The organism is Devosia sp. (assembly GCF_025809055.1).
Classification (GTDB): Bacteria; Pseudomonadota; Alphaproteobacteria; order Rhizobiales; family Devosiaceae; genus Devosia.
On record NZ_CP075529.1, the window covers coordinates 2,783,153 to 2,804,393 of the forward strand.

General features: G+C 63.5%; 21 protein-coding genes and 1 tRNA gene. 19 read left to right on the forward strand and 3 right to left on the reverse strand.

All coding sequences use genetic code 11. From position 1 onward, the window contains the following. Positions 1-110: 110 nt before the first annotated feature. The 3 genes from KIT02_RS13650 to KIT02_RS13660 are packed head-to-tail and all read left to right on the forward strand — an operon-like array spanning position 111 to position 2,957. Complete coding sequence (locus tag KIT02_RS13650) at positions 111-1,124, forward strand: iron ABC transporter permease (protein ID WP_297585299.1); 1,014 nt, start codon at positions 111-113, stop codon at positions 1,122-1,124. Then, a complete protein-coding gene (locus KIT02_RS13655; RefSeq protein WP_297578577.1) occupies positions 1,121-2,161 on the forward strand; it encodes an iron ABC transporter permease in 1,041 nt (346 codons plus the stop codon). Before KIT02_RS13650 ends, KIT02_RS13655 begins: the two co-directional genes overlap by 4 nt. Continuing rightward, positions 2,154-2,957 (forward strand): ABC transporter ATP-binding protein, encoded by an 804-nt coding sequence (locus KIT02_RS13660; protein WP_297578579.1) that lies wholly within the window; start codon positions 2,154-2,156, stop codon positions 2,955-2,957. Before KIT02_RS13655 ends, KIT02_RS13660 begins: the two co-directional genes overlap by 8 nt. A 126-nt stretch (positions 2,958-3,083) precedes the next feature. Here the strand turns inward: KIT02_RS13660 and KIT02_RS13665 are convergent. Next, positions 3,084-3,173, reverse strand: a tRNA-Ser gene (locus tag KIT02_RS13665). A 217-nt stretch (positions 3,174-3,390) separates the two neighbouring features. Between KIT02_RS13665 and KIT02_RS13670 the strand changes: the two genes are divergently transcribed. Beyond that, positions 3,391-3,714 (forward strand): hypothetical protein, encoded by a 324-nt coding sequence (locus KIT02_RS13670; RefSeq protein ID WP_297578581.1) that lies wholly within the window; start codon positions 3,391-3,393, stop codon positions 3,712-3,714. 52 nt (positions 3,715-3,766) lie between these two features. After that, complete coding sequence (gene msrA, locus KIT02_RS13675) at positions 3,767-4,423, forward strand: peptide-methionine (S)-S-oxide reductase MsrA (RefSeq protein ID WP_297578583.1); 657 nt, start codon at positions 3,767-3,769, stop codon at positions 4,421-4,423. 92 nt (positions 4,424-4,515) lie between these two features. Here msrA and KIT02_RS13680 read toward each other — a convergent pair whose 3' ends face one another. After that, positions 4,516-6,303 carry a hypothetical protein gene (locus tag KIT02_RS13680; RefSeq protein WP_297578585.1) on the reverse strand — a complete coding sequence of 596 codons (1,788 nt, stop codon included), beginning with the start codon at positions 6,301-6,303 and terminating at the stop codon, positions 4,516-4,518. Between the two features lie 130 nt (positions 6,304-6,433). Between KIT02_RS13680 and KIT02_RS13685 the strand changes: the two genes are divergently transcribed. The 3 genes from KIT02_RS13685 (at position 6,434) to KIT02_RS13695 (ending at position 8,617) form a co-directional block, all read left to right on the forward strand. Next, positions 6,434-6,769 carry a metalloregulator ArsR/SmtB family transcription factor gene (locus KIT02_RS13685; protein WP_297578587.1) on the forward strand — a complete coding sequence of 112 codons (336 nt, stop codon included), beginning with the start codon at positions 6,434-6,436 and terminating at the stop codon, positions 6,767-6,769. Beyond that, complete coding sequence (locus tag KIT02_RS13690; RefSeq protein ID WP_297578589.1) at positions 6,766-7,251, forward strand: SRPBCC domain-containing protein; 486 nt, start codon at positions 6,766-6,768, stop codon at positions 7,249-7,251. Before KIT02_RS13685 ends, KIT02_RS13690 begins: the two co-directional genes overlap by 4 nt. 619 nt (positions 7,252-7,870) lie before the next feature. After that, positions 7,871-8,617, forward strand: a complete 747-nt coding sequence (locus KIT02_RS13695; protein WP_297578591.1) for a hypothetical protein — start codon at positions 7,871-7,873, stop codon at positions 8,615-8,617. 161 nt (positions 8,618-8,778) lie between these two features. Here KIT02_RS13695 and KIT02_RS13700 read toward each other — a convergent pair whose 3' ends face one another. Beyond that, the gene (locus tag KIT02_RS13700) at positions 8,779-9,531 is read right to left on the reverse strand and encodes a TetR family transcriptional regulator C-terminal domain-containing protein (RefSeq protein ID WP_297578593.1); all 753 of its coding nucleotides are present in this window, start codon (positions 9,529-9,531) and stop codon (positions 8,779-8,781) included. 174 nt (positions 9,532-9,705) lie between these two features. On the opposite strand from KIT02_RS13700, the gene KIT02_RS13705 reads away from it, so the two are divergent. From KIT02_RS13705 to KIT02_RS13755, 11 genes are all read left to right on the forward strand, one after another. Beyond that, the gene (locus tag KIT02_RS13705; RefSeq protein ID WP_297585301.1) at positions 9,706-10,986 is read left to right on the forward strand and encodes an aspartate aminotransferase family protein; all 1,281 of its coding nucleotides are present in this window, start codon (positions 9,706-9,708) and stop codon (positions 10,984-10,986) included. Then, positions 10,986-12,482 carry a CoA-acylating methylmalonate-semialdehyde dehydrogenase gene (locus KIT02_RS13710; protein WP_297578595.1) on the forward strand — a complete coding sequence of 499 codons (1,497 nt, stop codon included), beginning with the start codon at positions 10,986-10,988 and terminating at the stop codon, positions 12,480-12,482. Before KIT02_RS13705 ends, KIT02_RS13710 begins: the two co-directional genes overlap by 1 nt. A 182-nt stretch (positions 12,483-12,664) precedes the next feature. After that, complete coding sequence (locus tag KIT02_RS13715) at positions 12,665-13,051, forward strand: DUF559 domain-containing protein (protein WP_366520603.1); 387 nt, start codon at positions 12,665-12,667, stop codon at positions 13,049-13,051. Positions 13,052-13,056: 5 nt separating this feature from the next. Continuing rightward, the gene (locus tag KIT02_RS13720; protein WP_297578599.1) at positions 13,057-14,307 is read left to right on the forward strand and encodes a Zn-dependent hydrolase; all 1,251 of its coding nucleotides are present in this window, start codon (positions 13,057-13,059) and stop codon (positions 14,305-14,307) included. Positions 14,308-14,333: 26 nt separating this feature from the next. Continuing rightward, entirely contained in the window at positions 14,334-15,215 is an 882-nt protein-coding gene (locus KIT02_RS13725) for a hypothetical protein (RefSeq protein ID WP_297578601.1), read from the forward strand. A 67-nt stretch (positions 15,216-15,282) separates the two neighbouring features. Further along, complete coding sequence (gene hydA / locus KIT02_RS13730; protein WP_297578603.1) at positions 15,283-16,734, forward strand: dihydropyrimidinase; 1,452 nt, start codon at positions 15,283-15,285, stop codon at positions 16,732-16,734. Further along, positions 16,731-17,186: a hypothetical protein gene (locus KIT02_RS13735; protein ID WP_297578605.1), complete on the forward strand. Its 456-nt coding sequence runs from the start codon at positions 16,731-16,733 to the stop codon at positions 17,184-17,186. The genes hydA and KIT02_RS13735 overlap by 4 nt, the downstream gene beginning before the upstream one ends. Then, positions 17,147-17,971, forward strand: coding sequence for an ABC transporter ATP-binding protein (locus KIT02_RS13740; RefSeq protein WP_297585303.1), 825 nt, complete (start codon positions 17,147-17,149; stop codon positions 17,969-17,971). Before KIT02_RS13735 ends, KIT02_RS13740 begins: the two co-directional genes overlap by 40 nt. Before the next feature lie 202 nt (positions 17,972-18,173). After that, positions 18,174-19,040 (forward strand): ABC transporter permease, encoded by an 867-nt coding sequence (locus KIT02_RS13745; RefSeq protein WP_297578607.1) that lies wholly within the window; start codon positions 18,174-18,176, stop codon positions 19,038-19,040. Further along, on the forward strand, positions 19,040-20,143 hold the full coding sequence (locus tag KIT02_RS13750; RefSeq protein ID WP_366520604.1) for an ABC transporter permease: 1,104 nt from the start codon (positions 19,040-19,042) through the stop codon (positions 20,141-20,143). Before KIT02_RS13745 ends, KIT02_RS13750 begins: the two co-directional genes overlap by 1 nt. A 19-nt stretch (positions 20,144-20,162) precedes the next feature. Next, positions 20,163-21,143: an ABC transporter substrate-binding protein gene (locus KIT02_RS13755; protein ID WP_297578609.1), complete on the forward strand. Its 981-nt coding sequence runs from the start codon at positions 20,163-20,165 to the stop codon at positions 21,141-21,143. The last annotated feature ends 98 nt before the right edge of the window (positions 21,144-21,241 follow it).

Sequence of the window (21,241 nt, forward strand, 5' to 3'; positions counted from 1 at the left end):
CGCGGATTGCCCGGGCAACAAACTTGACAATCCGGCTCTGAAATCGGATGGCTTCTCAACAGAATTTAATCTGACTGTCAACATCAACAATAGGACCGGCCTTGACTGCGGTGGCGCCAACTTATGATCGCGGCATTTCGCGAGGCATGGGCCGCATCTGGGTCTATGGCATGCTGGTTGCCGGGCTCGGGGCAGCCATGCTGATGAGCCTTACCCTGGGCTACAAGGTCTATACGCTCGCCGAAGTCTGGGCGGCGCTCAGTGCCCATGATGGATCGGAAACAGCCACGGTGATTGCCGGCCTCCGTCTGCCGCGCGCCCTCATCGCGCCGCTGGCGGGGGCGGCGCTCGGCATGGCCGGCGTCCTCGTCCAGACCCTGTCGCGCAATCGCATCGCCTCGCCCGATACGCTGGGCCTCAATGCCGGGGCGTCGCTGGCCGTGGTGCTGGCAACGGTGGTGTTTGGGGTGCAGTCCCTCGTGGGCCTCTCCATGGCGGCAGCGCTCGGGGCCCTCATCACCAGCATCGTCGTTTTCGGCGTCGCGGCCGGGGCAGGCGGGCTCTCCCCGCTCAAGATCGTGCTTGTCGGCGTGACCTTTGCAAGCCTCGCCCATGCCGTGGTCGAAATCATCCTCACCAGCAATGAAGCGCAGCTGCAGCAATTGCTGTTCTGGCTTTCGGGCGCCTTTGTCGACCGGCCGATCAGTCTGTTTTTCAACGGGCTGCCGGTGGTACTGGCGGGCGCGGCACTGGCCTTTCTGCTCAGCGTGGCGCTCGACGCCATGCAGGCCGATGATTCCACGGCCGCCAGCCTCGGCGTGCCGCTGCTGGCCGTTCGCGGCCTGTCCTTTCTCGCGGTGTCGTTGCTGACCGGGGCGGCGGTTTCGATGGCCGGGCCGGTGGCCTTTGTCGGCCTAGTCGTGCCGCATATTGCCCGGCGGCTGGTGGGCCTGCGCCACCGGCACCAGCTGGCCGCTGCGGCCCTGAGCGGAGCCATCTATGCCACGCTCGCCGATGTCGCGGCGCGCTTCGTCATCTATCCGGTCGAGGCCCCGGTTGGTGCCATCACCGCCGTGGTGGGTGCGGTGGCGCTGCTCGCCCTCTTGGTGCGGAGGCTGGCATGACCACTACAACGCTTGAGCCGCGCGCCAGCCTGGCCCGTCCCTCGGCAACCGTGATCCTCGTCCTGGCTGTTTTCGTCCTGCTTGCGCTGGCCGGGATCGGCTTTGGATCGACCTGGATTGCGCTCGACACGGTCGCTCATGTCCTGCTCGGCGGCGGTGAAAAGACCGAAAAGCTGGTGGTGCTGCAATTGCGCCTGCCGCGGGTCCTGGCAGCGGCGCTGGCCGGTGGCGCCATCGCCTTTGCCGGCTATCTGCTGCAGCGCATCACGCGCAACGAGCTCGCTTCGCCCGGCGTGCTGGGTGTCGTCGATGGCGCGGCGCTGGGCGTCGTGCTGTTCATGGCGGTGTTTTCGAACGAAAGCAATTCGCTGATGGTCCCGGTCGCCTGGCAACCCCTTGCCGCGGCGATTGGCGCCATGACCGCCATCAGCCTCGTCTTCCTGCTCTCCGGGCGCCAGGCGTCATCGGCGGTGCGCCTGCTGCTCTTCGGCATTGCGGTTGCTGCCGTCTGCAAGGCGCTGACCACCATATTCATGCTGATCGGCCCGATCTACCAGGCTTCGCAAGCCGCCCGCTGGCTGGCCGGAGCTGTCAACACCATCAACTGGACCGAAATCCAGCTCATGTTGGCCGTACTGATCCCTGTGGGTTTGGTTGCTGCCCTTGCGGCGCGGCATCTGCCGCCGGCTGATCTCGACGACACCTCTTCGCGCAGCATCGGTCTCAACCTGCCTGTCTATCGCATCTTCATCTTTTTTCTCGCGGCGCTGCTGACAGCGGGCGCCGTTTCCTTTGCCGGTGGGGTGAGCTTTATCGGGCTCATGGCGCCCCATCTGGCGCGCCTGCTCGTGGGTCGTGCGCGGTTCGCAGGTATTGTGGTTTCAATCCTGTTGGGCGCAATCATACTGGTGGGTGCGGACCTGCTCATCCGCGTGGCCTTCGCGCCGCTCGAAGTGCCGGCTGGTACCGTCACCGCGGTCATCGGCGCGCCCTATTTCCTCTTCCTGCTCATGCGCAAGGACAAGACCAATGGATGACCAGCTTTCAAGCCGCATCGAGGTCAAGGCGCTGACCCTGTCCTACGGCGCAGACGTGATCCTGGATGCGTTGAGCCTGCCGATCCCCAAGGGACAGATCACGGTTCTGGCCGGTCCCAATGGCTGCGGAAAGTCGACGCTTTTGCGGGCCATCCGGCGTCTGCATGCGCCCCAATCGGGGCAGGTTCTGCTCGATGCCGAGGATATTTCCAGGCTCAACGGCAAGGCGCTGGGCCGCCGGATCGGCCTTTTGGTGCAAAGCCCGAGCGCGCCCCAGGACATGACGGTGGAAGAGCTGGTGCGGCTGGGGCGCTATCCGCACCAGGCCATGCTGCAACCCTGGAGCCCGGGTGACGATGCCGCCGTCGCCGCCGCCATGGCGGGTACGGGAGTCGATACCATGCGGCACCGCCGCATCGGATCGCTGTCCGGCGGGCAATTGCAGCGCGCCTGGATCGCCATGGTGCTCGCGCAGGAAACCGACACGATCTGCCTCGACGAGCCGGTGAACCATCTCGACATGGCCCATCAGCTCGATTGCCTTGAACTGGTCACCCAGCTCAACCGGGAAAAGGGACGGACGATCGTGCTCGTGCTGCACGACCTCAATTTGGCTGCGCGCTACGCCGATCAACTGGTCTTCGTCGCGGACGGGCGGGTCCGCGAACGTGGCGCCCCCGAAGTGATGATGCGCGCCGACCTCATTGCCGAGGTTTTCGACGTCAATGCGGAAATCATCACCGATCCGGTGCACAACCGGCCGATCTGCATTCCCCATCGCCGGCAGTCCCGGTAGCCGCAACCAGCCGCCCGCAGCACCGAGCCTTCGCAATCCGGCACATCACCTTCCGCCAGCGTAACCGCAGGTCGGCGAGCCTGTGGCGCTGTCGCATTAACAGAATGAAATCAGCAGGTTGGGGGCTGGCGGAGAGAGAGGGATTCGAACCCTCGAGACGGTTCCCCGCCTACACACTTTCCAGGCGTGCGCCTTCGACCACTCGGCCATCTCTCCGCATCGCGCAGGTCCCGGTCTGGAAGGTCCGGGATGCGGCCATGTGGGGCCGGTGCGAGCGTGGCGCAATATACCCATGATCGTTTCCGGCGCAAGGGCGGATGACGCTGTGGTCACATTGTTTTATCGAAGGCTTCCGCAACTTGTTTTGCCCCGCGCCCCTGTGCGAAAATGACGATCATGCGCGGCGTGGCGCCGAAGCGGATGGGAATAGGCTATGCGGCTGCTGTTTCGGATCATTGGAACCTGGCTTATCGGGCTGGCGCTGATCTACCTCGTGGTGGACGGCACCAGGGCCCTGGCCTCCAATAGCCTGGTGCTGACCAGTCTCGAACAGGCCTGGACCAATCTGCACGCACCAAGCCTGGCTGGCGTCAGCGAATTTCTCGACAGCCGGTTCTTTGCTGCCCTGCTGGATGGTGTGTTGCGCACCCTCTTGACCTATCCGGTATTTGCGGTGCTGGGCGTGCCCGGCATCGTGTTTGCGCTGATGGGCCGCCGGCCCCGGCGCGAGCGATTCTTGCGGCAGGAGCAGATCTGAGCCGGTAACTTTCGGCCCGCCAATGCGTATATAGGGGTAAAGGAGTTCCATCATGTTCTTCCGCCAGAAGCCACTGACCCTGCCCTCCGCTGCCGATGCCCTGCCTGGCCGCCAGGCAGAAATGTCCATTGCGCCCAATCACTTCGTCAATGGCGCACCGCTCAAAGGCCCCCATGCCGAGGGTCTTGAAACGATCTATTTTGGCCTCGGATGCTTCTGGGGTGCCGAGCGCCTGTTCTGGACATTGCCGGGTGTGGTGGTGACGGCGGTGGGTTACCAGGGTGGGACGACGCCGAACCCGACCTATGAGGAGGTGTGCTCCGGCATGACCGGGCATACCGAGGCGGTCCAGGTGGTCTATGACCCCAAAATCACTGCGCTGGACACCTTGCTCAAGCGCTTCTGGGAGGAGCATGATCCGACCCAGGGCATGCGCCAGGGCAATGATGTGGGCACGCAATACCGCTCGGCGATCTATACGACGACGTCGCAACAGGCTGAAATCGTTGAGAAAAGCCGGGCTGCGTACCAAGCCGCCCTGGCCAAGCGCGGTCTCGGGCCGATCACTACCGAGATCGGGGCGGCGGGTCCGTTCTATTATGCCGAGACCTATCACCAGCAATATCTGGCCAAGAATCCCAACGGCTATTGCGGCCTGGCGGGGACGGGCGTGAGCTGCCCGATCGGGCTGGGCGTGGCTGCCGGCTGACCGCCCGAAGGGGCGCGAACGCGTCAACACGTGCCCCAATTGGTTAACACACTGCTCGCTTTTGCCGCGCACCCGCTGCGATAAGGTGCCGATCAGGGCGCGATTGTGTAAATCTCGAGCGGTCCGGGGTCGGGGACCGGCTCCAGCCAGTCGGGTGGCGTGCCGGCCGCAAGCAGGTTGAGCAGGCTGCCTTCCGTCTTGAGGCCGCTGCCGCGCATCTCGGGCATGGCAGGGCAAGTCACCACGAGGTCGAGACCCCGCTCCTTGGCAATGGTTCGCGCCGTGTCGGCGGGAAGATTGAAGAAGCGGAAGGCATCGCGCACCCCGGCCTGGTTGCGGTGATAGGGCGCGGCGACCACGGCATGCCCTGTTTCGAGCAGGACATGGGACCCCAGATCGATGGGGCTCATGGCCCGGCCGGGTGGGAGACTGCGCAGGGTGTCGAAGGCCTCGCTCGTAAGGCAGGGGAGTTTACTGGCGCGGGTCTGGGAGGCGAACTGCGCCCGGCCCGAGGGCAGGGCTGCCATGACGAGGTTGACGGCGATGGAGATGACCACGCCGGAGACCAGGAGCCAGCTGCCGATCAGCACCAGTCCCGCCCCCAAACGTTTGCGGGCGAGATAGGCGGCGCGCGCGCGGACGATCAGCCAGGCGGCGGCCGGAACCGCCAGCGGCAGGGCAATGCGGGCGGCGCGGACCTGGGTCAGCATGACGAGGCTGACAAGAACCAGGAAGACGAGCAGCACCAGCCAGCCCAGCCGGTTTTCGGGTTCACGCCGCATGGCCAGAATTACGGCGCACAGCGCCAGCACCAGCGGCAGGGCGACAGCAATGGCATAGGCCGGCAGATCGGGCAGGGTTTCATGCCAGGGCCGGGCTTCGACGATGATATCGAGCCAGTTTTCGCGCAGCCATGGATCTAGCCCGGCATAGGGCCCGCCCAGGCATTGCGGATAAACGAGGACCAGGACGGCCAGCACGGCAGTGCCAAGGGTCGCCAAGAGCGCCAGACGCTGCCAGGCGCGGTGCGGGGCCGGCAGGACAGCGACAACCACATAGGCGCCCCCGACACCGGCCATGGCCAGCACGAAGACCGGGGAAATCATGTCGCAGGCCGCGTCCAGCCACAGCCAGGGCGGACGGGCGAGCATCAGGTGGAAGAGGGTGCCGAGAGCCAGAGCCAGACCGAAAGCCATGAGATTGGCGCGGTAGCGGGCATCGGCGACATAGACCAGCCCGAAGGCCACGATGGCGGCCGCAACCATGGGCACCGATTCAATGGCGATGGCGAGGGCGGTGGCCGCAAGGGCGCCGGCCAGCCATGCCGCGCCCGGACGGCGCAGCGCCGCTATGGTGGCCCAGAGGCAGGCCAGCGCCAGAAGGATGACGACGCCGTGGTGATCGACCCGGCCGGGGGTAAATTCGGCGAGGACTGCCGGACTGAGAATGGGCAAGGCAAGGGCGGGAAGCAGGCCGTCGCGCCCGACCAGCGCCAGGGTTGCCCCGGCACTCAGCCACAGCAGCAGGGCCAGAAGCAGCAGCGGCCAGACCGTTGCGGCAAAGCCGATGGCAAATTCCGGCCCACCAAACACCTGGCCCAGGGCCAGCAGCCCCGCCAGGGGCAGGTCGATGAGCCGGGACCAGTGAATTTCGGCGCCGAACGGGGTGTTGAGCCGGTGCTGCACCAGATCGTACCAGCCCTGGCCGCCCAGCAGGTCGCGGGCGACAACCATGCGCATGGCATCGTCGGTATCGGCGAACAGCGGTACGGGACCGGCGCCGACCTGGCCACGCAGCACCAGGGTCAGGGCCGCCACGCTCCAGAGCGCGGCCAGCCACAGCCAGTCCTTGCGGGTCAGTGTGCTCGATATGGATGGCACGGCTTCATCCAGTGTCGCGACAGGGACCGCACTCTCCTATGCGCCGGGTTAAGGAGCGGTGCAGGCTTGACAGATCACACTTTAGTTGCGTATTTACGCATGAACGCAAATATGAAACGGGAGACTGGAGATGGATCGGCTTACGACGACGTTCTCGGCCCTGGCGGACCCGACCCGGCGCGCTATCCTGGCGCGCCTGCTCGATGGGCCTGCCAGCATCAATCAGCTTGCCGAGCCCTTTGCCATGACGCTGCCGACAGTGTCGCGCCACATCAAGGTGCTGGCCGATGCCGGGCTAGTGGAAAAGGAGAAGGCCGCGCAGGCGCGCTTCTGCCGGCTGGCGCCGGATGCGCTTGCCCTGGCCGACGACTGGCTTGCGGACTACCGGCGGTATTTCGAAAGCCGTTTCGACCGGCTCGACGCCCAGTTGCGCGCCGAGGCCAGCCCCAAGGGAGACCAATCATGACCCGCCATGGCTTCACCATCACCCGGCATTTTTCCGTCCCGGTCGAGAAGGTGTTTGACGCCTTCACCCAGCCGGACAAGCTCAATTGGTTCTTCAATCCCGGGCATCGCCCGGACCTGCCGACCACGGTCGACCTGCGGGTGGGCGGCTATTGGCGCCAGGAAATGATCGTCAATGCCGACCATCGCTATGTCACCGGCGGGCAATATCTGGAAATTAAGGCGCCGCGCCTGCTGGTGCTGGCCTGGGGCGCCGTGGATGGCTGGCCGCGCCTCGACCCGGACAATCCGGGTGCCGGGCCAAGCATCAGGATTGCGCTCTCGCCCCAGGGGGGCGGCACGCACATGGATTTTGCCGTGGAACTGCCCGATGACATGTCCGAAACCGAGGCCCGCAAATGGCTCGACAGCGGCATGCATGACGGCTGGAGCATGACGCTGGACCGGCTGGTCGCGGCAATGGCGGAGGGTGGCGAGCGTTGAGGCCGGTGCGGGTGGCAGGGCGAGCGGGGTGGTTGTCTGAGGCATGTCGCTGAGATGGTTTCGACGTGCTGCGCGTTACCCAGAGACCAGCATGCAACACCACCGGCCGTCACCCTCGAGCATCCTCGGGTTTGAACCGCGGACCCGAGGGTTTTCACTTGGCGTTGTTGCCGTGGATCGCGCGATAGGCGAACCTGCCGCGGATTGGTGGTGCTTTCGGGCCCTCAAGTATAGAGCCCTCGGCTCAAGGCCGAGGGTGACGCCCGGTGGGTGCGGCGATATCTACCGCAATCCCACAGCAATCCACCGCGTCATTCCAGCGGAAGCCGGAATCCATGCGCGATCATGCCTGCGGCACCAGTGTTCGTAGATAGACCCGGACATGGACCCCGGCCTTCGCCGGGGTGACCCGGTGGAGTGTGAGCAATGGGGCAAACTAGAGGCTGAGGTCGACCCCATTTCAGACAATCACGTTAGCCAAGCCATGTCCCAAAACCTGCCATTCGTCATCATCGCCAGCCAATTTCGCTGGAGCGAGAGGCTTAAGACAGAAGGGGACTTGCTCTTGGGTGCGACAATCGACAACGTTATGTCGTGCAATCCAGTCTAGGAGTGACGCTTGAACAATCACCCTTCGATCAAAGTCTGGCTGTGCTTGCTCCTGTATGGGGGTCTACATCTGTATTCATTTGCTAGTGCGGAAGACGCAGCGCCAAACTTTTCGAGCAGTTCTTCGGCACAGATCGCAAACGAAAGCGCTGTAGCGTTTTTGGGTGGGTTAGGCTCGGCGACCAACATATACGTCAGGCCTAACCGTACGCTATTTTTTGAGGTGATCGGAGAGCGTCCCGAGGAGTTCGCGCAAGCCGTTCGAGGGTTCAATGCCGATCTTGGGGGAAGACTGGAGTTTAAGGAGTACGGGGTGTTCCCTTTGGTGTCATTCAATTTTTATCGTCGGCTCGAAGACCATATCGAAGAATTTGAGCGACGCACCCATATCGGAGCGAACTATCGCGATTATCTTGTAAAACTGGACTTCACCGTCGATCCTTGTGCCTTTGCCGTCAGCACAGATCGGGAAACCTGGGCTGCTCAGTCAGCTGTATTCATTGACCTCGACCGTGTTCCCCAAACGAGCCTATCGAACTGTCTTTCGGTTGCGATGGACTACTTCGTTGGCTTCCCTGTACCCAAGGACGTGGGGTACCAGAGCGCGCCGCCTCGATCGGTCCGACTCCCAATCCTGACCGCACTTCTGGACTGCTCTAAATCGGGTGAGACAGATAGCCCGAACCCGGAGCGATCACGGGACGGATTTACAGCTCTGCCATCTATTTCCTGTGCAATAAGGCGTCTGCAACAGTAGAGATGCGTGTCCGCGATGCCGATGCAGTCGCCCAAAAAGCCGAAAGTCCGCTACCCACCCCAATCCAGTTCTACCCGGTGCAAGTCCACGCTGGGGGGCCTGCAGCGCATGAAGTCGCTACGCCTCGCCCAGTCTGTCGGCCGAAGCAATGCCCTCCCGCCCTACTTGCCCGGTGTCAGCGGCTTGTAGTCGGGCCTGGGGCGGGGGGTCAGGCCGTGCATGAACAGGTGTTCGAGATAACGTGCGGCGTCTTCGAAGCGGCCTTCGCCATTGCGGCCCTTGCCGAGGACGGCGCGCACCTGCACGTCGAAATCGGCATAGTGCTGGGTGGTGGCCCAGATCGAAAAGATCAGGTGATAGGGATCGGCGCGGCCCAGCTTGCCCTGGTCCATCCAGGCCAGCAGCACCTTGGCCTTTTCATCGACCAGGGTCTTGAGATCGACCTCGATCATGTCGATGACATGCTCGGCGCCGCGCAGCATTTCATTGGCAAAGAGGCGGCTTTCGCGCGGAAAGTCGCGCGCCATTTCCAGCTTGCGGCGGATATAGGAGCGGATTTCGGTAAAGGGGTCGCCGTCTTCGTCCATGTCGCGCAGCGGCGCCAGCCAGGTGTCGAGCAGGGTGCCGATCAGCCGGCGGTGAATCTCTTCCTTCTTGGGGAAGTAATAGAGCAGGTTCGGCTTGCTCATGCCGGCGACCTCGGCGATCTGATCGATGGTCGCCCCCCGGAAGCCGTGCACTGAAAAGACCGCCAGCGCCGCCTCGAGGATGATGTCCTGCTTTTCCTTCTGGATGCGGGTCAGCGGCCGCGGGCGCGCCGTTCCATGGCTGGATGCGGCCTTGACATCGGCCTTGTGCTGCCGCCGGACGGGGGTGCCTGCAGGGTCGGCCGGTTTGACTTTTCGCGCTGCCATTTTCGCCTTGCGGGAATGTGTAGGGATGCTAACATTTTTCCAACTGGTCAAAATTTCTTGGGTTCGGGCGCCAACGTCAAGGCCCAAAAATATGACCTGAGCAAAATCATTGGGAGCGAGAGTTTCGTGTCCACCTCATCCACCGTTGCGCCGAACGATCTCAGCGCCTTCTGGATGCCCTTCACGGCAAACCGGCAATTCAAGAAATCCCCGCGCATGTTCGTGGGGGCCAAGGACATGCACTACACCACCTCGGACGGCCGCCAGGTGCTCGATGGCACGGCGGGCCTGTGGTGCGTCAATGCCGGCCATGCGCGGCCGAAAATCGTTGAGGCCATCGCCAGGCAGGCGGCCGAACTCGACTATGCGCCGGCCTTCCAGATGGGGCACCCCAAGGCCTTCGAGCTGGCCAACCGGCTGGTCGACATCGCGCCCGAGGGGCTCGATCATGTGCTGTTCACCAATTCGGGTTCGGAATCGGTGGAAACCGCGCTCAAGGTGGCCCTGGCCTATCAGAAGGTGAAGGGCGAAGGCTCGCGCACCCGTCTCATCGGCCGCGAGCGCGGCTATCACGGCGTCAATTTCGGCGGCATTTCGGTGGGCGGCATCGTCACCAACCGCAAGATGTTCGGCACGCTGCTGACGGGCGTCGACCACCTGCCGCATACCCATAATCTCGGCAAGAACGCCTTTTCGCGCGGCGAGCCGGAACATGGCCTGGACCTGGCCGATGAACTCGAACGCATCGTCACCCTGCATGACGCCTCGACCATTGCGGCCGTCATCGTCGAGCCGGTGGCCGGATCGACCGGCGTGCTCATTCCCCCGCCGGGCTATCTCAAGCGCCTGCGCGAGATCACCCAGAAGCACGGCATTTTGCTGATCTTCGACGAGGTGATCACCGGCTTCGGGCGCCTGGGTACGCCCTTTGCCGCCGACTATTTCGGGGTCACGCCCGATATCATGGTGACCGCCAAGGGCCTCACCAACGGGGTGATCCCCATGGGCGCAGTCATGGTCTCCAAGGCCATCCATGATGCCTTCATGGGCGGGCCGGAACACATGATCGAGTTTTTCCACGGCTATACCTATTCGGGCAATCCGGTGGCCTCGGCTGCGGGCCTCGCCACGCTCGAAACCTATAAGGACGAGGGCCTGCTGACGCGCGGGGCCGAGCTGGCCAAGGCCTGGGAAGACGGGCTGCATTCGCTCAAGGGCGAGCCGCATGTCATCGATATCCGCAATATCGGCCTGGTCGGCGCCATCGAGCTCGAGCCGATTGCCGGCCAGCCGACCAAGCGGGCTTTCTCGGCTTTCCTCCATGCCTATGAGCACGGCTTCCTGATCCGCACCACCGGCGACATCATCGCCATGAGCCCGCCGCTGATCATTTCCGAAAGCCAGATCGCCGAACTGATCGATGGCGTCCGCGCGGCGCTGAGGAGTATCGACTGATGCAGATCATCGAAAATGCCGTGGGCGGCAAACGCTATGTTTCGGCCTCGACGCGGCGCGTGCCGGTGTTCAACCCGGCCACGGGTGAACAGAGCGCCGAATTGCCGCTCTCGACCCCGGACGAGCTGAACGCCGCCGTCGCCAATGCGGTCAAGGCGCAGGTCGCCTGGGGTGCGACGCCGCCGATGAAGCGCGCCCGCGTCATGTTCAAGTTCAAGGCGCTGCTCGATCAATATGCCGACGACCTGGCGCGCGAGATTTCCAAGGAACACGGCAAGGTCCATGACGATGCCCTGGGCGAGGTTGCGCGCGGCATCGACTGCGTGGATTTCGCCTGCGGGATTCCGCACCTTTTGAAGGGCGAATTCTCCCGCAATGTCGGGCCGAACATCGACAGCTATTCGGATCGCCAGCCGCTGGGCGTGGTTGCGGGGATCACCCCGTTCAACTTCCCGGCCATGGTGCCGATGTGGATGTATCCGGCCGCCATTGCCTGCGGCAATGCCTTCATCCTCAAGCCCTCCGAACGCGATCCGTCTGCGCCCATGCTGGCCTGGAACCTGTTCATGGAAGCCGGGCTCCCCGAGGGCATTCTCAATGTGGTGCATGGCGACAAGGAAATGGTCGACGGTATTCTCGACCATCCGGACATCAAGGCCGTCTCCTTCGTCGGCTCCACGCCCATCGCCGAATATGTCTATCAGCGCGGCACCAAGGCCGGTAAGCGCGTGCAGGCGCTGGGCGGCGCGAAGAACCACATGATCATCATGCCCGATGCCGATCTCGACCAGGCGGCCGATGCGCTGATGGGCGCCGGCTACGGCTCGGCCGGCGAACGGTGCATGGCCATTTCCGTGGCCGTGCCGGTGGGCAAGGAGACCGGCGACGCGCTGGTCGCCAAGCTCAAGCCGCGCGTTGAATCGCTGAAGATCGGCCCGGCCACCGACAAGGACGCAGAAATGGGCCCGGTGGTGACCAAGGTGCACCGCGACAAGATCCTCGGCTATATCGATAGCGGCGTCGAACAGGGCGCTGACCTCGTGGTCGACGGAAGGGGCTTTTCGCTGCAGGGCTATGAGAACGGCTACTATGTCGGCGGCACGCTGTTCGACCACGTCGAGCCGGAAATGAAGATCTACAGGGAAGAGATTTTCGGGCCGGTGCTGTCGGTGGTCCGCCGCGACAGCTTCAAGGACGCTGTCGATCTGATCCATGGGCACGAATATGCCAATGGCACGGCGATCTTCACCCGCGACGGCGATGCGGCGCGCGAATTTGCCGACAAGATCGAAGTGGGCATGGTGGGCATCAATGTGCCCATCCCGGTGCCGGTGGCATACCACTCCTTCGGCGGCTGGAAGCGCAGCCTGTTCGGCGATCACTCGATCTACGGACCCGAAGGCATCCATTTCTATACGCGGCTCAAAACCGTCACCACCCGCTGGCCCGCCGGCATCAAGGGCGGCGCAGAGTTCAGCTTTCCGAGCGTGAAGTAGGCAAGATGCAATCGGCTCTCACCAGCATCGCTCCCCTCACCCCAGCCCTCTCCCCGGAGGGGCGAGGGGGCGATGGGGGTGCTGCCGGTGAAAGAGCATATACAAATGCCCCGGCTCCTGCGTCCCCTCGCCCCTTTGGGGAGAGGGCCAGGGTGAGGAGTACGAAGGCTCAGCCCGCTCAGGTGGAGAGGGCGCGCACCCTACGCAGGGCCATGACCGAGGCAGAAGCGCGCCTTTGGTATCACTTGCGGGATCGCCGCCTTCTCGGCTTCAAATTCGTCCGCCAATTTCCAATCGCATCCTATTACGCCGACTTTGTCTGCCGCGACGCCATGCTGGTGATCGAGGCCGATGGCGGGCAGCATGGTTCGGCGCGGGATGCCATCCGCGACGGCGCCATTGAGGCTGCCGGATACACAGTCCTGCGCTTCTGGAACAATGACATCCTGGGCAATACGCCCGGCGTCCTGGAGCGCATCCACGACACCCTCGCCTCCTGCGCCCCCTCGCCCCTATCGGGAGAGGGTCAGGGTGAGGGGTCTTTCGTTTCCGACCAAACACACGAGTAAGCCTCATGACCTCTCCCGGCGAAAATTTTCGGATCAATGGCGACCGGCTCTGGGAGAGTCTCATGGAGATGGCCAAGATCGGTCCCGGTATTGCCGGGGGCAACAATCGCCAGACGCTGACCGATGAGGACAAGGCGGGGCGCGAACTGTTTCAGGGCTGGTGCGACCAGGCGGGCCTCACCATGGGCGTCGACAAGATGGGCACCATGTTCATGACCCGGCCCGGCACCGACCCGGACGCCCTGCCGGTCTATGTCGGCAGCCATCTCGATACCCAGCCGACCGGCGGCAAATATGACGGCGTGCTCGGGGTCCTTGCGGCACTCGAAGTGGTGCGCTCGCTCAACGACCTCAATATCAAGACCCGCCATCCCATCGTCGTCACCAACTGGGCCAATGAGGAAGGGGCGCGTTTCGCCCCGGCCATGCTGGCCTCGGGGGTCTTTGCCGGCATGCACAGCCTCGACTATGCCTATGGCCGCAAGGACCAGGAGGGGCTGACCTATGGCGATGAGCTCAAGCGCATCGGCTGGCTCGGCGCGGAAGAAGTCGGCGCGCGAAAAATGCACGCCTATTTCGAATATCACATCGAGCAGGGGCCCATTCTCGAGGCCGAGAACAAGCAGATCGGCGTGGTGACGCACGGCCAGGGCCTGTGGTGGCTCGAATTCACCCTCACCGGCAAGGAAGCCCATACCGGCTCGACCCCTATGCAGATGCGGGTCAATGCCGGTCTCGCCATGGCGCGGATACTCGAAATGGTGCAGGCCGTCGCCATGGATCACCAGCCCGGCGCCGTCGGTGGCGTGGGCCAGATGAGGTTTGCCCCCAATTCGCGCAATGTGCTGCCCGGCTCCGTGGTGTTCACCGTCGATATCCGCTCGCCCGAACTGGCCAAGCTCACCTCGATGCGGACGCAGATCGACGAACGGGCCCAGGCCATCTGCGCCGAACTGGGTGTTGGCTATGACATGGAGGCGGTGGGCCATTTCGACCCTGTGGCGTTCGATCCGACCCTGGTTGCCCGCGTGCGCGGCGCCGCCGAAAAGCTCGGCTACAGCCACATGGACATCATTTCCGGCGCCGGGCACGACGCCTGCTGGGCCAATCGGGTGGCGCCCTCGACCATGATCATGTGTCCCTGCGTCGACGGGCTCAGCCACAACGAGGCAGAGGATATTTCCAAGGAATGGGCGACGGCCGGCGCTGACGTGCTTTTCCACGCGGTGGTCGAAACCGCCGGCATTGTCGAATAGAGGGCAGAAAAGGGGGCGGGAAACAAGTGGACGGGTTGCTGGAAAGCGTCGTCAAGTTCTCCAACTACATCACCGCCCGGCTCATTGTCGCGGGAGGCTTCTTCTATGTCATGGCCGGTTTCCTGCACCTGGGAAACCCGACAGAAGGCCTTTTGCCCAACCTCGACCTCGTCAAATCGGTGGTCGAAAACTACCAGACGATCTTTGACATCCTCGGCGTCTCCGAATTCGCCATCCTGTTGATCGCCTTCATATTTCTCACTGCCATCCACATCACTTATGTCGCCTTCGACCGTGTGGGCCACTATATCCCGCCCGCCATCGTGCCGCTGCCGGGCTGGGACGCCATCGAGGACATGACCCACTCGGCCTTCGACATCCTGCGCGAGGCGCGGGGCGAGGATCACACGGACGAGGAAAACCAGCGCCTGTTCGAATTCCGCCGCAAGCTCGAGGCCATCGACAGCGAAATCGAAGCACGGCACCTGGACGAATTGCAGGCCATCAACGCGGCCTTCGGCATCTCGAAGACATTTGTCGTCTTTTCGCTGGGTGCCTGGCTGTGGGCGGTACTGGGCGGCGATTATTCGGGCGACCCGATGCTGCTTCTGGCCATGCTCGGCATTGCCGCGCTGACCGCGGTCTATACCACCGTGGCGATCAACCGGGCCAATTACGAGCGCATCGAGGAATTGCGCACCGAGGTGAGCCACCAGTTCGTGGGCTTTGCCAGCATCTGGTGCCCGCCGAACTATCTCGACCGCATCCTGGCCGCCTGCGTGCCCTCCCCCAGCCTGCATCCGACCCGGTTCCGGGTGCTGATGCCGGTTTATGGCACCCTCGACGCCTTCCTCTCCGACCTCAACAAATGGCGCGCCGCCCGCGCCCTGCGGCGGCGGGTGATGTGATGGGGACTCGAATGGACACGATGCAGCACCTGGCCCCTTGGGGGAGAGGTGAAGAAAGGAAAAATCCATGAGCACAGTCATCAAGAACGGCACGATCGTGACCGCGGACCTCTCATACGAGGCCGATGTCAGAATCGACGGCGACGTCATTGTCGAGATCGGCAAGAACCTGTCGGGCGACACCGTGCTGGACGCAACGGGATGCCTGATCATGCCCGGCGGCATCGATCCGCATACCCATCTCGAAATGCCGTTCATGGGCACCTATTCGGCCGATGATTTCGAGAGCGGCACGCGGGCCGGGCTGGCGGGCGGCACCACCATGGTGGTCGACTTCTGCCTGCCCAATCCCGACCAGAGCCTGCTCGAAGCGCTCAAGATGTGGGATAACAAATCGGGCAAGGCCAGCGCCGACTATTCCTTCCACATGGCCATCACCTGGTGGGGCGAGCAGGTGTTCAATGAAATGGCCGAGGTGGTCGACCGGGGGATCACCAGCTTCAAGCATTTCATGGCCTATAAGGGCGCACTCATGGTCAATGACGATGAGATGTTTGCGTCCTTCCAGCGCTGCGCCGCCCTGGGTGCCCTGCCGCTGGTCCATGCCGAAAACGGCGACGTGGTGGCGGCGATGACGGCAAAGCTGCTCGCCGAGGGCAATAATGGGCCCGAAGGCCATGCCTATTCCCGCCCGCCCGAGGTCGAGGGCGAGGCCACCAACCGCGCCATCATGATCGCCGACATGGCCGGCGTGCCGCTCTATGTGGTGCACACCTCGTGCGAGCAGGCCCACGAGGCCATTCGCCGGGCGCGGCAAAAGGGCATGCGCGTTTATGGCGAGCCGCTGATTCAGCACCTGACGCTGGATGAAAGCGAATATTTCAACGCCGACTGGGACCATGCCGCACGGCGGGTCATGTCGCCGCCCTTCCGCAACAAGCAGCACCAGGACTCCCTGTGGGCCGGGCTGCAGTCCGGGTCGCTCTCCTGCGTCGCCACCGACCACTGCGCCTTTACCAGCGAGCAGAAGCGGTTCGGTGTCGGCAATTTCGCCAAAATTCCGAACGGCACGGGCGGGCTCGAAGACCGCCTGCCGGTGCTCTGGACTGCCGGGGTCAATACCGGGCGCCTGACGCCGAACGAATTCGTGGCGGTGACCTCGACCAATATCGCCAAGATCCTCAATCTCTACCCCAAAAAGGGTGCGGTCATGGTCGGCGCCGATGCCGATCTCGTGGTCTGGGACCCCAAACGGAAAAAGACCATTTCGGCCAGGAGCCAGCAGTCGGTCATCGACTACAATGTGTTCGAGGGCTTCGAGGTCACGGGCCTGCCGCGCTTCGTGCTGAGCCGGGGCAAGGTGTCCATTGTCGAGAACGAGGTCAAGGCCGAGCCCGGTCACGGCAAGTTCGTGGCCCGCGAAGCGAAAAACCCTGTGAACCGGGCGCTGAGCCAGTGGAAGGAACTGGTCGCACCGCGCAAGGTGGAACGGACGGGTATTCCGGCGACGGGGGTTTGATCAGCTTGTCAGCGACGGAGGCACACACGCGGGCCACATTCTCCATCCCGGCCTACCTGGTAGCCATGCTGGTTGCCAGTGAAGTTGTCGCAATCTTGATGTTGATTGGAATCTCGTTTGGTAGCCCAATGTTGCCGGGAATAGTCATAGTGGCAATGTTGGTCGCGCCTGTGGTGGGATTATTTGCATCGCCTTTGTTTCTGCCTGCAGCGCTGATCACGCTGTATCTCGCCAATCGCTGGAAGATTGAGAAACCTGTGGCGTATGGCTCGCTGGGAGGAGTTCTTTCCGGCATAACCTGCCTGATATTCGTACTCCCGGGCTTCCGGCCCAACTCTGACGGCCTAACGCTCGCGCAGATAGCACCGCTTTTCGCTTTGGTTGCGGGATTTTCGGGTGGATTCACTTACCGCTGCGTGGCGCGGCAGGATATGAGGAACATACTAACGTGACTGCCGTCGTTTCCGCCCAAAATCTCGGGCTGACCTTTCCCACCGGCGATGGCGATATCGTCGCGCTGAGTGATGTCAATCTCAGCATCGAGAAGGGCGACTTCGTGTCCTTTATCGGGCCATCGGGGTGCGGGAAGACGACGTTCCTGCGCACCATTGCCGATCTCGAAAAGCCGACATCGGGCATATTGACGGTCAATGGCCAGACGCCCGAAGAGGCGCGCAAGGCGCGGGCCTATGGCTATGTGTTCCAGGCCGCCGCGCTTTATCCCTGGCGCACGATCGAGAAGAACGTGGCGCTGCCGCTCGAAATCATGGGCTATTCGGCCGCCGAGCAGAAAGAGCGCATCGGGCGGACGCTGGAGCTGGTGAACCTGGCTGGCTTCGAGAAGAAATATCCCTGGCAGCTTTCGGGCGGCATGCAGCAGCGCGCCTCCATTGCCCGGGCGCTGAGCTTTGATGCTGACCTCTTGCTGATGGACGAGCCCTTCGGGGCGCTCGACGAAATCGTGCGCGACCATCTCAATTCGGAATTGCTCAAGCTCTGGGAGCGGACCGCAAAGACCATCTGTTTCGTGACTCACTCCATCCCCGAAGCGGTTTATCTCTCGACCCGGATCGTGGTCATGTCGCCGCGCCCGGGCCGGGTGACGGATGTCATCGAAAGCACCTTGCCGCGCGAACGGCCGCTCGACATCCGCGAAAGCCCCGAGTTTCTGGCGATCGCCGCGCGGGTCCGCGACGGGCTGCGGGCCGGGCACAGTTATGACGAGGAGGCGGTGTGATGGGGGCTCTCGCTCTTCACACGCACCGGCGCTCCCCTCTCCCCTTGAGGGAGAGGGTGGATCGCGCGCAGCGCGAGACGGGTGAGGGGTTCGGGCCCCTCCTCAATCTCGGATGTGCGGATGGTCCAGAACCCCTCATCCGCCCCTACGGGGCACCTTCTCCCTCAAGGGGAGAAGGGAAGGCGGTGCTGGGGATAGTTTCATGACCCGCGTCATCCCCGTTCTCACCATCGTCCTCGCCATCGTGGCCTTCTGGTATGGCATGGCCATTCACATGAATGCGCCATGGCAGGAGCGGCTCAATGAGCGGGCCGGGCTGGAAAGTGTCGCGTTCATGGATTTCGCCCAGCAGACCTGGGCGCAGGACAAGCCGGTGCTGCCGGCGCCGCATCAGGTGGTGGGTGAAATCTGGAATGCCACGGCGGCGCTGGAGCTGACCTCGCGGCGTTCGCTGGCTTATCACGGCTGGATTACGCTCTCTGCCACATTGCTCGGCTTTGTCTTCGGGACGGCCCTCGGCGTGGCGCTGGCCGTGGCCATCATCCACAACGATGCGTCCGATCGCTCGCTGATGCCCTGGATCATCGCCAGCCAGACCATTCCCATTCTCGCCGTGGCGCCCATGGTGGTCGTGGGGCTTGGCTCGGTCGGCATGACCGGGCTCGTGCCCAAGGCGTTGATTTCGATGTATCTGAGCTTTTTCCCGGTGGTTGTCGGTATGGTCAAGGGCCTGCGCTCGCCCGAAGCCATCCAGCTCGATCTCATGCGCACCTATGACGCCAATCCCTGGCAGGTGTTCTGGAAACTGCGCTGGCCCGCTGCCATGCCGTTCCTCTTCGCCTCGATGAAGGTGGGCATTGCCATTTCGCTGATCGGGGCGGTGGTGGCCGAATTGTCCAACGCCTCGGGCGGTGGCCTCGGGGTGCGGCTGCTCACCGGCTCCTACAATGGCCAGACCATCCAGATCTGGGCCGCCCTGTTCATCGCGGCGGGCCTTGCGGCGGCCCTCGTGGCGATCCTTGGCGGCGCGGAAAAGTGGGTCAACGGCCGGATGGGAGCACGGGCATGATGGCGGGCCTCTCCTATTTCCAGCTCTACCTGGCGCTGGTCGCCGCCCTCATTGGCGCGCTTGGCTTTGCCCTGGGCGTGCCAACCCTGGGCGCGGCGCCGCTGGTCACCCTGTTCTTTGCGCTGGCGGCCCTGTCGCTGCTGCGCTTCTGGCTGCCGTTCAGCCTCTGGCTCGACGGGGCTCTGGCGGTGCTGAGCGCGGTGGCTCTGATTGAAGCGCTGCCGGCCGGGCCGACGCCGATCCACCACTGGCTGGCTTTGATCGCCGGCTGGGCCTTTGCCTGGCTGTTCGTCGAGCGCCTGTCGGCCGCCATCCGGGCCGGCCGCTTGCCGGAGACCGGCACGGGCCTGCTCATCCCCATCATCTTCGGGCTGTCGCTTCTGGTGGTGTGGGAAGTGGTGACCCGCGGCGCCAATGTGCCCCCGGTGCTGCTGCCGCCGCCATCGGCCATCTGGGCGCGGCTCGTAGCCGAAGTGCCCACGCTCTGGGCCGATTTCGTCCAGACTTTCATCAAATCGGTGCTGCCCGGCTATGCCATCGGGTGTCTGGCCGGGCTTGTCGTCGCCATTGCGGTGGACCGTTCGCCCTTCCTTAAGGCCGGGGTCATGCCGATCGGCAATTTCATGTCGGCGCTGCCGATCATCGGCATCGCCCCGATCATGGTCATGTGGTTCGGCTTCGACTGGCAGAGCAAGGCCGCCGTCGTCGTCGCCATGACGTTCTTTCCCATGCTGGTCAATACCGTGGCCGGGCTCAATGCCGCCTCGGGCATGGAACGCGACCTCATGACCACCTATGCCGCCTCCTATTGGCAAACCCTTATGAAGCTCAGGCTCCCCGCTGCGGGCCCCTTCATATTCAACGCCCTCAAGATCAACTCGACTCTGGCCTTGATCGGCGCAATCGTAGCGGAATTCTTCGGGACGCCCGTCGTGGGAATGGGCTTCCGGATATCGACCGGGGTGGGGCGTCTCGCCATCGACCTGGTCTGGGCGGAGATCGCTGTTGCGGCGGTCGCGGGGTCCGTCTTCTACGCTTGTGTCGCCCTCATCGAGAGGGGCGTCACTTTCTGGCATCCGTCTGTCCGTGGTGGACGGGCGTAACAGGGAAAAGGGAACGAGAATGAAAAAGTTGATCACAGGTGTTCTGGCCGGCGCCCTGGCGCTGTCCGCTGCCCCGGCAGCCATGGCCGCCGACGCGCTGACCCTGCAGCTCAAATGGGTTACCCAGGCGCAGTTCGCCGGTTATCTGGTGGCCGAATCCAAGGGCTTCTATGACGAGGAGGACCTCGACATCACCATCCTGCCCGGCGGCCCCAATATCGCTCCGCCGCAGGTGATCGCCGGCGGCGGCGCCGACATCATTGTCGAGTGGATGGCAGCGGGCCTTGCCGCGCGCGACAATGGCGTGCCGCTGGTCAATATCGCCCAGCCGTTCAAGCGCTCGGCGCTGATGATGATCTGCCCGACCGAAACCGGCGTGACCACGGAAGCCGATTTCCCCGGCCATACGCTGGGTGTCTGGTTCTTCGGCAACGAATATCCGTTCTTTGCCTGGATGAACAAGCTGGGCCTGGCCACCGATGGTTCGGAAGGCGGCGTCACGGTGCTGCAGCAGAGCTTCGACATCCAGCCGATGATCCAGGGCCAGGCGGACTGTATCTCGGTGATGACCTATAACGAATACGGCCAGGCGCTCGATGCCGGCTACGGCCCGGACAACCTGACCATTTTCAACTATACCGAAATGGGCAATGACCTGCTCGAAGACGGCCTCTATGTCATGGAGGACACGCTCGACGATCCGGCCAAGGTGGATGCCTATACCCGCTTCGTGCGCGCCTCGATGAAGGGCTGGCAATATGCGCTGGAGAACCCCGAGGAAGCGGCCCAGATCGTCGTCGACATGGACGATTCCGGTGCTGCCACCCTCGAGCACCAGCTCTATATGGTCGGCGAAGTGTCCAAGCTGGTCGATGCCGACGATCCGGCCCTCGACATGGCCACCTATGAGCGCACGGTGCAGGCGCTGATCGACCAGTCGATCATCAAGGCACAGCCGGAAGGCGCCTATACCACGGTCGTGACCGACGCCCTCAAATAGGCCGAGATCGTCAATACGAGACGGGCGGGACGCAAGTCCCGCCCGTTTTTGTTGAATACGGCCGAGCGCGACACAGCGCCCCCTCCGAGCGTCGCTAG

Excerpts from the sequence above, each read along its gene's own strand:
- KIT02_RS13655 (WP_297578577.1), top strand. The coding sequence starts at position 1,121 with ATGACCACTACAACGCTTGAGCCGCGCGCCAGCCTGGCCCGTCCCTCG.
- KIT02_RS13660 (WP_297578579.1), top strand. The coding sequence starts at position 2,154 with ATGGATGACCAGCTTTCAAGCCGCATCGAGGTCAAGGCGCTGACCCTG.
- KIT02_RS13670 (WP_297578581.1), top strand. The coding sequence starts at position 3,391 with ATGCGGCTGCTGTTTCGGATCATTGGAACCTGGCTTATCGGGCTGGCG.
- msrA (WP_297578583.1), top strand. The coding sequence starts at position 3,767 with ATGTTCTTCCGCCAGAAGCCACTGACCCTGCCCTCCGCTGCCGATGCC.
- KIT02_RS13685 (WP_297578587.1), top strand. The coding sequence starts at position 6,434 with ATGGATCGGCTTACGACGACGTTCTCGGCCCTGGCGGACCCGACCCGG.
- KIT02_RS13690 (WP_297578589.1), top strand. The coding sequence starts at position 6,766 with ATGACCCGCCATGGCTTCACCATCACCCGGCATTTTTCCGTCCCGGTC.
- KIT02_RS13700 (WP_297578593.1), bottom strand. The coding sequence starts at position 9,531 with ATGGCAGCGCGAAAAGTCAAACCGGCCGACCCTGCAGGCACCCCCGTC.
- KIT02_RS13705 (WP_297585301.1), top strand. The coding sequence starts at position 9,706 with ATGCCCTTCACGGCAAACCGGCAATTCAAGAAATCCCCGCGCATGTTC.
- KIT02_RS13710 (WP_297578595.1), top strand. The coding sequence starts at position 10,986 with ATGCAGATCATCGAAAATGCCGTGGGCGGCAAACGCTATGTTTCGGCC.
- KIT02_RS13720 (WP_297578599.1), top strand. The coding sequence starts at position 13,057 with ATGACCTCTCCCGGCGAAAATTTTCGGATCAATGGCGACCGGCTCTGG.
- hydA (WP_297578603.1), top strand. The coding sequence starts at position 15,283 with ATGAGCACAGTCATCAAGAACGGCACGATCGTGACCGCGGACCTCTCA.
- KIT02_RS13745 (WP_297578607.1), top strand. The coding sequence starts at position 18,174 with ATGACCCGCGTCATCCCCGTTCTCACCATCGTCCTCGCCATCGTGGCC.
- KIT02_RS13750 (WP_366520604.1), top strand. The coding sequence starts at position 19,040 with ATGGCGGGCCTCTCCTATTTCCAGCTCTACCTGGCGCTGGTCGCCGCC.
- KIT02_RS13755 (WP_297578609.1), top strand. The coding sequence starts at position 20,163 with ATGAAAAAGTTGATCACAGGTGTTCTGGCCGGCGCCCTGGCGCTGTCC.